The organism is Microbacterium sp. gxy059, assembly GCF_050958665.1.
GTDB lineage: Bacteria > Actinomycetota > Actinomycetes > Actinomycetales > Microbacteriaceae > Microbacterium.
On record NZ_JAMXWT010000007.1, the window covers coordinates 17,680 to 30,742 of the forward strand.

General features: G+C 71.9%; 8 protein-coding genes and 2 pseudogenes. 5 read left to right on the forward strand and 5 right to left on the reverse strand.

The window, feature by feature from the left end:
- Window positions 1-192 precede the first annotated feature (192 nt).
- Window positions 193-885: pseudogene (locus NHL53_RS05965) on the reverse strand (ABC transporter ATP-binding protein); the annotation flags it as partial.
- Between the two features lie 655 nt (window positions 886-1,540).
- Between NHL53_RS05965 and NHL53_RS05970 the strand changes: the two are divergent.
- A complete protein-coding gene (locus tag NHL53_RS05970) occupies window positions 1,541-2,440 on the forward strand; it encodes a DUF222 domain-containing protein (protein ID WP_433775936.1) in 900 nt (299 codons plus the stop codon).
- Window positions 2,441-2,522: 82 nt separating this feature from the next.
- The gene (locus NHL53_RS05975; protein WP_433775937.1) at window positions 2,523-3,143 is read left to right on the forward strand and encodes an HNH endonuclease; all 621 of its coding nucleotides are present in this window, start codon (window positions 2,523-2,525) and stop codon (window positions 3,141-3,143) included.
- A gap of 346 nt (window positions 3,144-3,489) precedes the next feature.
- Here the strand turns inward: NHL53_RS05975 and NHL53_RS05980 are convergent, their stop codons facing one another.
- Both NHL53_RS05980 and NHL53_RS05985 read right to left on the reverse strand, forming a co-directional pair.
- The gene (locus NHL53_RS05980) at window positions 3,490-7,179 is read right to left on the reverse strand and encodes a hypothetical protein (RefSeq protein ID WP_433775938.1); all 3,690 of its coding nucleotides are present in this window, start codon (window positions 7,177-7,179) and stop codon (window positions 3,490-3,492) included.
- Window positions 7,180-7,393: 214 nt separating this feature from the next.
- Window positions 7,394-7,930: a hypothetical protein gene (locus NHL53_RS05985; RefSeq protein WP_433775939.1), complete on the reverse strand. Its 537-nt coding sequence runs from the start codon at window positions 7,928-7,930 to the stop codon at window positions 7,394-7,396.
- Window positions 7,931-8,055: 125 nt separating this feature from the next.
- On the opposite strand from NHL53_RS05985, the gene argG reads away from it, so the two are divergent.
- Entirely contained in the window at window positions 8,056-9,474 is a 1,419-nt protein-coding gene (gene argG, locus NHL53_RS05990) for an argininosuccinate synthase (protein ID WP_433775940.1), read from the forward strand.
- Between the two features lie 219 nt (window positions 9,475-9,693).
- Here the strand turns inward: argG and NHL53_RS05995 are convergent.
- Window positions 9,694-10,596, reverse strand: a pseudogene (locus NHL53_RS05995) (ROK family protein); the annotation flags it as partial.
- Window positions 10,597-10,703: 107 nt separating this feature from the next.
- On the opposite strand from NHL53_RS05995, the gene NHL53_RS06000 reads away from it, so the two are divergent.
- Window positions 10,704-11,126 carry a VOC family protein gene (locus NHL53_RS06000; protein WP_433775941.1) on the forward strand — a complete coding sequence of 141 codons (423 nt, stop codon included), beginning with the start codon at window positions 10,704-10,706 and terminating at the stop codon, window positions 11,124-11,126.
- 10 nt (window positions 11,127-11,136) lie between these two features.
- On the opposite strand, the gene NHL53_RS06005 is transcribed toward NHL53_RS06000, so the two are convergent.
- Window positions 11,137-11,895, reverse strand: a complete 759-nt coding sequence (locus tag NHL53_RS06005) for a GntR family transcriptional regulator (protein WP_433775942.1) — start codon at window positions 11,893-11,895, stop codon at window positions 11,137-11,139.
- Between the two features lie 250 nt (window positions 11,896-12,145).
- Here NHL53_RS06005 and NHL53_RS06010 point away from each other — a divergent pair, with 250 nt between their 5' ends.
- Window positions 12,146-13,054 carry a transporter substrate-binding domain-containing protein gene (locus NHL53_RS06010; RefSeq protein WP_433775943.1) on the forward strand — a complete coding sequence of 303 codons (909 nt, stop codon included), beginning with the start codon at window positions 12,146-12,148 and terminating at the stop codon, window positions 13,052-13,054.
- The last annotated feature ends 9 nt before the right edge of the window (window positions 13,055-13,063 follow it).

Sequence of the window (13,063 nt, forward strand, 5' to 3'; positions counted from 1 at the left end):
CGCGACAGGGAACGCGAAGGCCTGCGTCGCGGGGGATCCGGGAGCCTGCGCGGGCACGGCGTGCGGGTCGGCGTACAGGGAGCCAGCGGGGGCAGCGGGCGCGGCGTGCGGGTCGGGCGCTCCAGGAGCCTGCGCCGGAGCCGCGAACCCGACAGCGGAGCCGCCGGGCGCACCCGCGGATCCCTGCCCTTCGTCCCCCACGACGCGCCCGTCGCGCAGGCGGATCGTGCGGGTGCAGCGGGCGGCGACGCCGGGGTCGTGGGTGACGACGACGAGCGCGTGGCCCTGCCGCAGGGTGGAGTCGAGGAGCGCGGTCATGACGTCGGCGGAGGTGGCGGAGTCGAGGGCGCCGGTGGGCTCGTCGGCGAAGATCACGTCGGCGCCGCCGGCCTGCGCGCGGGCGATCGCGACGCGCTGGGCCTGACCGCCGGAGAGCTGGCCGATGCGGCGATCCTCGAGCCCCGCGAGCCCGAGGGCGGCGAGCCACTGCGCGGCGTGCGCCTCGGCGGCGCGGCGCGGATGGCCGGCGAGCATGAGGGGCAGGGCGGCGTTCTCGACGGCGGTGAGCTCGGGCAGCAGGAGGCCCTGCTGGAAGACGAATCCGAGCTCCTCGCGCCGCAGGCGGGAGCGCTCGGCCTCGCTCATGTCGGTGATGACGCGCGCACCCCGCGCGGTCTGGAGGGCGACGGTTCCGGCGTCGGGGCGGATGATCCCCGCGAGCACGTGCAGCAGGGTCGTCTTGCCGGATCCCGAGGCGCCCATGATCGCGACGGCCTCGCCGGGATGCACGTCGATATCGACGCCGGCGAGGGCGTACGCGTCGCCGTAGGCCTTCGCGAGGCCGCGGCCGGACAGCAGCGGGTTCTGAGGTGCGGAAGTGTTCATGCTCCTATGCCACCCGACGCCCACCCCGCGCGTCGTCCGCCTGCGGAGGTGTCCGCGTCATCCTCGGGATGTATTCGAGGGGCGGGCGGATGGATCGGGCGGATCCGGTTCGGGGGCCGGGTGCGGCCCTCGGGAGCGCGGTGGGCGGGCGGGCGGATCCGGTGCAAGCTCGGTGCGGATCCGCGGGAGCGCGGCGGGCGACCGGGGTCGGGCGGGCGGATGGATCGAGTGCGCGGGGCGGGGTGCAGCGAATCCCGGATCCATCCGCGCCGCCGCGGGCTCGCGTGCGGCATCTGCGAGAGCGTCGTGTGCGGCGGGGTGGGGTCCGGGCGGGCGAGTCCGCGGAGCGCGGTGGGTCCGGTGTCCACCCCCTGACTCGCGGCATGTTCTGAGACGCGGATCTGCGGGGCGGAGCAGCGCGTCTCGACTGGCGCGGGTATGGCGGGAGGTTTCCGACATGTCGTGAGACACGGACCTCTGACCCAGAAGGCCATGTCTCGATTCGCGCTGTCATCGCCGCACGATTCCCGCACCTCGTGAGACAAGGATTCGCAGATCGGGTGGCTCCGGTGGAGGGCAGGCCATCGGCACGGATCGCGCGATCTGCGTCCGGATCCTCTCTCGACATTCGAATATTTGTTCGATAGAATGGAGCATGGCTACGACGCATACCCCCGATACCGGCGACCTCACGCCGGCGGAGCGTCGCTCCGTGAACGACTGCCTCGACCGGGTCATCGCCGCCGAGCGTGCGATCGCGCGGGAGCAGGCTGTGCTCGCGGAAGCACGCAGCCAGCTCGCCGATATCGCGGACCGGCAGCGGGAACGCCTCGGCGACACCGGCGGACACGATGTCGCAGGCCGTGCCATGGCAGCAGAACTCGCCGCCGCAGTGCGGGTCTCGCCGCGCACCGCGCAGGCGCACCTGTCCGAAGCGCAATCCCTCGTGCACGACTTCCCCGCCGCCGTCGCGGCGCTTCACGCGGGACGCATGTCCGCCTCGCAGGCACGCGCGGTCGCCGCAGAGGGCCTGCGCCTGCCCACCGAGATCCGCCCCGAGTACGCGCGCGACGCGGTCGACGCCGCCTCGTCGGCAACGCCCGGGCAGACGCGCCGCATCGCGCAGAAAGTCGCCGAGAGCCTCGACCCCGAGCCACTGCGAGAACGCCACCACCGTGCCCGACAGGACCGCCGGGTCGCCGCCACTCCGGTCGGTGACGGGATGAGCGAACTCTGGGCGCTCCTCCCCACCCCGATCGCAGAGGGCGTCTTCGACAGGCTCACCCGCATGGCGAGAACCGTGCGCGACGACCGCCGTGCAGTCGCGCGGGAACAGGCGAAGACACAGGGCACGACCGGCACCCCAGACGCAGCGCACCCGACGGGTCGCGCATTCGGCGTGGCACCCCTGGCGCAGGACGCGTTCGACACGGGTCCCGCGAGCACCGCGACACCCCTGGCACAGGGCGCGACCGGCACGGCACCCGCCCCCCCCGAACATGGCCGCGTCAGACCGTCGCGCCCTGGCGCAGCTGCGGGCCGACATCCTCGGTGACCTGCTCCTCTCCGCAGCCCCCACCGGCCACGACCTCCACACCGCCGGCACCACTACGACTCTCGCTCACCTCCAGGGCACAGTGACCGTCACGATCCCCCTCGACGAGCTCCACCGCTCCGACGGCGGTGCAGGAGCCACGATCGCTGGCAGCCCGGTCGATCCCGACAGCGCGCGCCTGATCGCAGGCCTCACCTCCGGCTGGGACCGCGCTCTCATCGACCCCACCACCGGGAACGTCCTCGCCACCGACCGATATCGACCCACCGCCGAACAGAAGCGCTTCCTCACCACCCGCGATGGCGGATGCCGATTCTCCGGATGCAGCATCACAGCGGATCGGTGCGATATCGATCACACGATCGACTACGCCCACGGAGGCCCGACCGCGACGAACAACCTCGCGCACCTCTGCGAGGCGCATCACGTGATGAAACACCACTCCGAATGGACCGTGACGAAGCTCCCGGACGGGCTCCTGGAATGGACCAGCCCAGCTGGCCGCGTCTACACCGATACCCCACCGGCACGGATCACGTTCCGCGACCCCGCAGCACCACCCCGGATGAGCGACGACGAGATCGAATCCAAGGCCGCGCTCTGCACAGACCACGACGCGTCCATCGAACCGGACGCGCACCGCGACACCCTCGGCGACCTGATCCTCGCCGGCGTAATCACCGACCCCGACCCACCCACGTGACAGGCACACGCCACCAGGCGAGGCGCGCACCCCGCCGGACGAGAGCGGAGCGGCGTCTCCGAACCGAGCGCTGGCTCGGGTCTGGCGAGCACGCGCACACGCCGAGCAACCGAGAAACGCCACCCGCTCAGACACAGATCACCCGGCAGCGCGCGAGCGGGACCGCGCCCGGATCCGAGACACCGCGCAGCGGGCTGACTCGCATCGGACGTACCCCGACGCGGCTCGGGAACGGGCTCCGGACGTCCCCGGGGGAGCTCCCGATCTACCGAGGACTGCGCGGTCCGAGGACGCGCGTGAGGGGTGCCGCTGCACTGCAGCGGCACCCCTCACGTCGCTCAGGTCGTCAGGCCTGGTGGCGGGAAGCGACCCCGCGTCGCCAGACGAGAACAGCACCCGCGGCCGTCAGCCCCGCGAACACCAGAGCCAGGGCCCCCAGGCTCAGCCCACCGGTCGGCGCCAGCCCCGCACCGGTGTCGTCGCCATCGGACCCGTCGTCACCCGGGGCCGACGCCTCATCGCCAGGCGCATCGTCACCCGACCCGTCGTCACCGGACTCGCTACCACCCGACTCGCTGCCGCCGGGCGCCGCGCCGCCGGGCCCGGAGTCATCCGGTCCGCCGTCACCGGACTCGGTCCCGTCACCGGGACCCTCGTCGCCGGCTCCGTCGTCACCAGACTCGTCCCCGCCGGGCGTCTCATCGACCGGAGCCTCGGCGATCGAGAGGTGCAGCGGCTCCGAGTCGGAGGCGAAGGCGGTCTCGGTTCGCGCGAAGCTCGCCACGATCTCGTGCTCGCCCGCGGGAAGCCCGTCGCTGAGGGCCAGCGTCGCCGCGCCGTCGACGACCTCGGCGGTGCCGAGCTCGCTCTCCTCCGCACCCGACGAGCGCTGGACGAAGGTGACGACGCCCTCGACGACCGGCTCATCGGCCGCCGCGACGCCGTCGAGGGCCGCGGAGCTCTCGCCCGTCGCGCCGCCATCGGGCGCCTCAGCGCCGTCGGGCACCTCGCCCGCCACCTCGGCGACGAGGGTCAGAGCATCGCCCTCGACGAGGTCTCCGCCCTCAGCAACACTCAGGGTGGTGCTCGTCGGCGTCAGCACGGAGATCTCCGCCTGCTGCACCCGCGCCGAGCCGGCGCCCGTCGCGGTCGCCTCGTGGGATCCGAGATCCGCGGCGGCGTCGATCACGAGCGTGGTGGTCGCCGTTCCGTCGGCATCGGCGATCACCGTGTCGATCTCGTCGCCGTCGAGCGCGAACATCACCGCCTCGCCCGCACGGTATCCGGTCGCGGTCAGCTCGACGTCGCCGCCGGGGGCGACCGCATCGGCAGAGGTGGTGAGGTCGCCGGGGCCGTCGAGCACCGCAGCGGCCTCGTCGCAGGCGTCGCCCTGCGCGCCGACCGGCGGCAGCTCGACCACCGGCTCGATCGCCTCGTCGTCCTCCGGCTCGATCACGCCGTCGTCCTCGCGGATGACGAGCTGCGAGAAGGCGCCCGCTCCCATGACGGCGTTCGCCGTGTTCGTGACGGCGACCGTGTATCCGGCCGCGCCGGCTTCCGACGGCTCGCTGTCGCCGTTCACCGGGAAGTCGACCACGCGGCACGTCTCGCCCGGAGCGAATCGCACCTTCTGCATGCCCGCCGCGACGGCGCCGTCTCCGCCGACCGAGTTGACGTATCCCACGACCTCCTGCTCGGAGGGCGCGTCGAGGTACACCGCGATGCCGGCCGTGCTGGGCCCGTCGCCCTCCTCCACGATCGTGGACGCGGTGTTCACCGTCGTGCGCGTGCCGACGACGGCGGATCCCGCCGACGGGGTCTCGAAGGCGAGATCCGAAAGGTAGAGCCCGCCCTCGGACGTGCCGTCGACGCCCACCTCGGCCGAGAAGCGCACCTCGCGCACATCGCCGAGATCGATGTCGGTCATCTCCGCGGTGGGGATCGTCAGCTGCTGCAGCACGAACTTGTTGAGCGTGGCGTGCGTGCCGCCCGGCATCCGGTTCACGGCCAGCGGCGCGACCTCCGAGGCGAGCGCGCTGAACTCGTTCCCTGCACCGTCGATCACAGTGAGGGTGAAGTCGGTTCCCGAGGGGACCGTGCGGTCGGGGGCGACCTTGACCGACAGCTGGGCGCGATCGGACACGTCACGCTGATCCGCGGGCACGCTGACCCGCAGCTCGCCCGTGCTGGGAGCGTCGGGATCCTCCTCCGACCCCGTCCAGGTCACGCGCGTGACCGGCGTCGCGGGCACGCTGCCGCCGAACCGCATGGCGGACCAGTGCGGCACGCGCCCCGATCCGATGTCGCTGGTCGTGCAGTACGGGGTCGTCGCCGGGATCGACGACCCCGTGTCCGAGCTGGCGCACACCTGCGCCGTCGCGTCGCCCGCCGTGCGGACGAGCGTGCTCGGCTCCGCGAAGTCGGCCACGAGCGTCGTCGCCTCGGTCGGCTGGCTCGCCATGACGCGGACGTCGGCGAACGACGTCGCCTCGGTGGTCGGCTTCACGGATCCGTCGAAGAGCGGCTGGAACTGCTCTTCTCCGCCCATCGTGAAGCGGAAGAAGCCGGTCATGTACGTCACGCCGAGCTGGTACTGCTCCTCGGCGGTCAGTCGCGTCTCGTCCTGGGTCGAGCAGCTGGAGGTCTCGTCCCGGACGCTCCAGTCGTCGCTCGCCGAGTGCGGGTAGAGACCGGGGGTCCAGATCGTGTTGAAGAAGTTGTGGTTGGCGCCCATCATCCACACCGCCGAGCGCAGCGCGTCATCGCCGAACGCATGGCGCGAGTCGTCGAACATGTGCTGACCCTGCTGGTTCGACACGTCGCCGTCGCAGTACGGGAGGAAGACGCCCATCGGCACGTCGGGCACGGTCATCCGCCCGAAGTCGACCGGCGCGAGGGGAAGCACCGACACGATCCCGAACGGATCGTCGCTGCCCTGGTTGAGCGTGACCGCGGAGGTGGCACCCTCGCCGCCGCGCGAGTGACCCATGATGCCCACCTGGTCGAGGTCGAAACGGCCCTCGAGCGAGGCCGCGGTGACGCCGGCGTCGGCCGCCGGCTCGTCGTCGCGGGTCGTCGCGTAGACGAGCGCCTCGTCGAGGGTGCGGGTGACCGTCGTGACCTCGCCGTCCTCGTCCGGCCAGCTGATGTCGTCGAACGACACCTCCTCGCCGTTCGACGCGTCGTCGAGCATCGAGAGCGTGTCGAGGATGAGCCGGCCTCGCGCCTGCGCGCCGTAGTCGAGGGCCAGCTGGTTGTCGTTGGAGTTGACGGCGTTGGCGGCGATCGACACCACGTTGTAGCCGTGCGAGGCGAGCACGCGCCCGGTCTCCTCGTACCCCTGGTAGGAGCGGATGTTCACCTGCTCGTCGATGCACGGCCAGCGAAGCGGGTTCTCCAGGCCGTCGATCCGCGAGCAGGAGCCGTGGCGGCCGTGGAGGAGGATGACCGTCGGCCGGGCGCCGGCGGCGTCCGTGAGGTACATCTTCCCCGTCATCTCACCGCGGATGCCGCCGATCGCCTCGAGCGCGACGGCCTGGTCGCCGAAGTCGTACTCCGCTTCGGTGACGCCGAACTCTCCGCGCTCGCTCGGCTCGGCGATGTCCGCCTCGAGCGCGAGATCCTGCACGCCTTCCAGCGCGTCGTCCTCGACCGTGAACGGCGCCGGGGCGCTCTCATCGGCCTTCGCATCGCCCGAGGCCCAGCCCTTCTCGACCGCCCCCGCCTCGGCGACGGTCGGGTCGCTGGTGACGACGGACAGCGACTCTCCGTCGTCGGACTCGGCGGCGAGGCCGATCTCGACGCCGTCCACGAGGAGCGTCGGCGCGTCGCTCACGATGGGCAGGGGCTCGTCGAGCTCGTACGTGACGAGGTACCCGCCGGGTGCGGTGGTCACCGACCAGCCGTCTCCGGAGGCCAGCACCCCGTCGTCGGGTGCGGCGGCGGCAGCGGGGGCGGATACGAGGACGGTCGCAGGCGCGAGCAGCGCGGCGGCAGCCACCGTCGCCGCAAGGCGCGAGGACGTGCTTCTCTTCATTTTTCTCCAGATACGGCATGGCGAAAGCCCGCGGCAGAGCGCTCTCGTGGCAGCGCGAAAGACGCCCGCAGGCGATCGGGGGAGGGAGAGCCGAGGTGACTCTGGGAGGAGTCTATGAACGCGAATGCGTCAGCTGAGCGCAGTTAATGACCGGGTAACAAACGTTTTTCCCCGCCGATACACGAGGCGTCGAGCGGGACGTGCGGTCTCCCCGTCAGCCCTCGATCTTCTTCATGCCGACGAACTTCATGCGGTCCTCGCCGTAGAAGCACGACTGCAGCGCGAGGTCGCCCTGCAGGCCGACGAGGTCGTCGGTGCTCGACCAGATCTTCGACGTGTACCGGATGTCGACGACCTCGTACACGTCGTCGGTGCCCTCGATGCCGACCTTCTGGCCCTCGTCCCACGAGAGCAGCACGTCGCCGCCGCAGTTGTTGTGCGCGGCGGCCGTCGTGGGAACGCCCTCGCGCTCGTAGGAGCGCATCGTGATGAAGGATCCGTCGCACCAGTCGAGCTCGGCGCGATCGCCCTCGACCCCGAGGCGCACGGTGGGGATGTCGTCGAAGACCTGCTCGCGCACGCGGTCGACCGTACCGATCGCCTCCGTGCGCACGTTGCCGTAGACCCGCTCGACCTCCTGGGGCGCGAGCCAGAGGGCGGTGAGCACCGCGACGCCGCCGAGGATGAGCACGCCACCCAGCGCGCCGAGCACGACGCCGCCGCGCTTCTTCTTCGTGCTGCCCTTGGCCATGGTTCTCCCCCGGTGGACCTGGCTCTCATGGTAACGCGAGCAGGTGACGCGCGGGCCCGCGTGCGTGCAGGGTGTAGGAGGCCCGCGCACGGAGCGCACGGCCGCGGAGCATTAGACTCGTCCGCATGTCGAACGTCCTTGAGAACCTGCCCGTCGGCGAGCGCGTCGGCATCGCCTTCTCCGGAGGTCTCGACACCTCCTGCGCGGTCGCGTGGATGCGCGACGCCGGGGCGGTGCCCTACACCTACACGGGAGATCTCGGTCAGTACGACGAGGACGACATCGCCTCGATCCCCGAGCGCGCGCTGCAGTACGGGGCGGAGAGATCGCGCCTCATCGACTGCAAGCCCCTCATGGTCGAGGAGGGTCTGTCGGCCCTCGCGTGCGGCGCGTTCCACATCCGCTCCGCCGGCCGCACCTACTTCAACACCACGCCCATCGGCCGCGCCGTCACCGGCACGCTGCTCGTGCGCGCCATGAAGGAGGACGGCGTCGAGATCTGGGGCGACGGGTCGACCTACAAGGGCAACGACATCGAGCGCTTCTACCGCTACGGCCTGCTCGCGAACCCCCGCCTGCGCATCTACAAGCCGTGGCTCGACGCGCAGTTCGTCAGCCAGCTCGGCGGCCGCCAGGAGATGAGCGAGTGGCTCGTCGCGCACGGCTACCCGTACCGCGACTCGGCGGAGAAGGCCTACTCGACCGACGCGAACATCTGGGGCGCGACGCACGAGGCGAAGACCCTCGAGGATCTCGACGCCTCGCTCGAGATCGTCGAGCCCATCATGGGCGTGCGGTTCTGGGATCCGTCGGTCGAGATCCCCACCGAGGACGTGCGGGTCACGTTCGACGCGGGCCGTCCCGTCGCGATCGACGGCGAGGAGTTCTCCGACGCCGTCGCCCTCGTGATGAAGGCCAACGAGATCGGCGGGCGCCACGGGCTCGGCATGAGCGACCAGATCGAGAACCGCATCATCGAGGCGAAGAGCCGCGGCATCTACGAGGCCCCCGGCATGGCGCTCCTGTTCATCGCCTACGAGCGCCTCGTCAACGCGATCCTCAACGAGGACACCCTCGCGACCTACCACGAGCAGGGGCGCCGCCTCGGCCGCCTCATGTACGAGGGCCGCTGGCTCGAGCCGCAGTCGCTCATGCTGCGCGAGTCGATCCAGAAGTGGGTCGGATCCGAGATCTCCGGCACGGTCACGATCCGCCTGCGCCGCGGCGAGGACTACACGATCCTCGACACCGAGGGCCCCTCGCTGTCGTACGCGGGCGAGAAGCTGTCGATGGAGCGCGTCGGAGACGCGGCCTTCGGGCCGGTCGACCGCATCGGCCAGCTCACCATGCGCAACCTCGACATCGCCGACTCGCGCGCTCGCCTCGAGGGCTACGTGTCGCGCGGCCTCATCGGGGGCACGACGGGCGACCTCATCGGCACGCTCGAGCAGGGCGAGGCGCAGAACATCACGCAGGGATCCGCGGGCGACGCCGATCTCGACCGCGCTGGCGAGGCCGCCGCGTTCGACGCCGGCACCGACTGACAGCGACGCGCGGGGGGGGCTTGCCCCCCCCCGCGCCCGGATCGCGACGGCCGCGGCGCCGCGGGCCCACTCGATGAAGTCGGCGGGGCGCACGACGACCTCGACCGGGTCAGCGCGCGGGTCGCGGCGCGCGGCGAGCTCCGCGTCGAAGGCATCTCGCGCGACGCCCAGCAGCTCGTCGCCCTCGCCGGAGACGACGATCGTGCGGGCGAAGGTGAAGTTGGCCGCGAGGGCGACGAGCCGCCCGAGGGCTCGGCCCGCGGCGCCGACGACCGCCGCCGCGGCGGGGTCCCCCTCCCCCGCGAGCCGCAGCACCTCGTCGTAGCCGACGGCGCGACCGAGGGCGGGTGACACCTGCGCGCAGATCGCGTCGGTGGTGAGCATCGCCATCGCGCACCCGCGGTGGCCGGCCGCGCACAGCGGCCCCGAGTCGTCGAGCGGGATGTGGCCGACGTGGCCGATGCCCGCGTCGGCGCTCTCCACGATCTGCCCGCCCGCGATGAGGCCGAAGCCGACGCCGGCGCCGATCGTGACGACGGCGACGTTCTCGGCGTCGCGCCCCGCCCCGAACCACTGCTCGGCGCGGACGAGCGCGGAGATGTCATTGCTCACGGCGACGGGCACGCCGGTCGCCGCCTCGACGAGGTCGGCGAGTTCGACCCGCTCGCGCCAGCCGAGGAAGGGCGAGTCGGCCACCGCGCGCCCGCCCGCGACCGGCCTGCTGATGCTGATGCCGAGCGCGGCGATGCCCTCTTCTCCGGCGAGGGTCGCGGCCGTGCGGGCGATCGCGTCCACGACGGCGGCGGGGTCGGTGTCCGCCAGGGGCTCGTCGCGGCGGGCGAGCTCCGCGCAGGTGAGGTCGACGAGCACGCCGTGCACGGCCGCGCCCGTGACCTTCACGCCGACGAACCGGCGGGCGCTCGGCACGACGGCGAGGGGCTGGCTCGGCCGCCCCGCGCGGCGCGGCCGATCGGGCCCGGCGTCGACCTCGGCGATGAGGCCGGAGGCCAGGAGGGGCTTGGTGAGCCGGGTCAGGCTCGGCTGCGACAGGCCGAGGCGACGGGCGAGGTCGGTGCGCGAGATCGGGCCGGAGACGAGCACCTCGAGCGCGACGTCGCGCACGGATCCGTCCTGCTCCCCTCGCCCCTGCCCCTACCGGATGCCGGAGGCGCGTGTCACCCTTCTTCCGTGACCGGGCGACGGCGTCCGGCTGAGCGAAGGAGAGACCGATGGCATTCCAGCAGGCTCCGTACATCATGCTGAACGGCGACGCCGCCAGCGCCCTCGAGTTCTACCGCGGGGTGTTCGGCGGCGGCGCCGTCGACATCACCCGATACAGCGACATGCCCATGGACGACGCGCCGGGCGAGCCCGACTGGGTCATGCACGGGCAGCTCGAGCTCAGGAACGGCATCACGATCATGGCCGCCGACGGCCCGGAGGAGCGCGCCGGGCGCTCGAAGGTCGAGATCTGCGTCTACGGAGACGACCGCGACGAGCTCGAGGGCTTCTTCCGCGCGCTGCACGACGGCGGATCCGTGGTGCTGCCGTTCGAGAAGGCGCCGTGGGGCTCGTGGTTCGGCCAGGTCGTCGACGCCTACGGCGTGACGTGGATGATCGAGGGAGGCGAGCCGGCCGCCGAGAGCGCCTGACCGCCGGCCCTCACACGCCGTCCGAGAGCGCGCCGGGCTCGATGGGCTGCAGCCCCTCGGGCTCGGCGTCGGTCTCGACGGTCTCGATCTCGGTCTCGCCGTTGAGGCGCGCGACCGCCTCGCCGAACTGCGTCTCGAGCGCGGCGACCGCCGCGGCGGCGTCTCCGCCGCGAAGAGCCGCGAGGAGCGCCTCGTAGCTGGGCGACACGCTCCGCCGCACGGAGTAGCCGTCGGGCTGGCTGAAGCTCGCGATGCGCGTCTCCATGACGAGCGTCGTCATCATGCGGCTGAGCCGCGGACTGCCCGCCGCGTCGACGAGGATCTGGTGGAACGCGAGATCCGCGTCGCCGATCTCGCGGGCGTCGTCGCCGTCGCTCACCCGCACGAGCTCGCGGTACCCGCGCTCGATCGCGTCGATGCCCGACGCCCGCCCGTCCTGCACGATGCGCCGCACGGCCTGCGCCTCGATGGCGAGGCGCGCCTCGTAGACGTCGCCGACGCTCTCCGGCGGGATCTGCGAGACCCGCAGGCCGCGTCCGGGGATCGCGGTGAGCAGGCCCTCCTGCACGAGGCGCTGCGCGGCTTCCCGGAAGGGACCGCGGCTCACGCCGAGCTGCGCGGAGATCTCGGCCTCGCCGAGCGAGGCGCCGACGGCGAGCGCCCCGGAGTAGATGGCGTTCCGCAGCTCGATCGCGATGAGATCGACCGTGGAGGTGCGCGCCACCCGGAACACGGACGCGGGAGCGTGCGCTCGCGAGACACCTGCCATCCGACTCCCTTTCCCGAAACGTCGACCCATCCTAGAACCCCTGCCCGCGGGGATGCCGCGCGGGGCGGATCCGACGCGCCGCCCGCGGACACGAAGCCGTCTCCGCGACAGAACATCACGATTGGGTATAGCTGTCAACAATCTTCGTGTGGGATTGTCCCCTCGTCGGCGGAGAACGTATCGTGTTCGACGGTCAACGCTCCATATCCGGCGCCCGCACCGGGTGCATCCGAGACGAAAGAGGATGACGATGACGTTCAGGACCCGCACGATGGCCGGGATCGCCGCGCTCGGCGCCGCAGGACTCGCCCTGGCCGGCTGCACGAGCACCGCGCCGACCGACGCAGACTCCGACGCGAGCACGCTCGAGCAGCTCCAGGAGAAGGGCTCGATCACGCTCGCCATCAACGGCGAGCAGCCCTACTCGTGGATCGACGAGTCCGGCGAGCCGACCGGCGCGACGATCGCGCTCCACAAGCAGATCTTCCAGAACCTCGGGATCGACGACGTGCAGGTCGAGGAGGTCGCATGGGACAACCTCATCCCCGGCCTCAACGCGGGCCGCTGGGACGCGGTCAGCGCGGGCATGTCGATCACGCCCGAGCGCTGCGCCGAGGCCGCGTTCAGCGACCCCGAGATCATGTACACGACGACCCTCGCGGTGCCCGCCGGCAACCCGAAGGGCCTGACCGACCTCGACTCCGTGCTGGAGTCGGACGGCGACGTCACCCTCGCGCTCCAGTCGGGCGCGATCGAGGACGGCTACGTCGATCAGCTCGGCGGCTACAGCAGCGTCGTGCAGGTCGACAGCGCCTCGTCGGGCCTCGAGACGGTGCAGGCGGGTCGCGCCGACGCGTTCGCGCTGACCGCCGTCTCGCTCGCCTGGATGACCGAGGACATGGACGACCTCGAGACCACCGACGCGTTCGTGCAGGAGATCGACGGCGTCAGCCAGATCGGCGCCGGCGCGACCGTCTTCCGTCCCGGCGACACCGAGCTGCTCGAGGCGTACAACGAGGAGCTCGCCAAGATCACGGGCGACGAGCAGGCCTACCTCGACCTCGTCGAGCCGTTCGGCTTCACGGCGGAGAACCTGCCGCCCGCCGATCTCACGACCGAGCAGCTCTGCTCGGGCGACCTCGAAGACCTGCAGCAGTGACGGCCGACG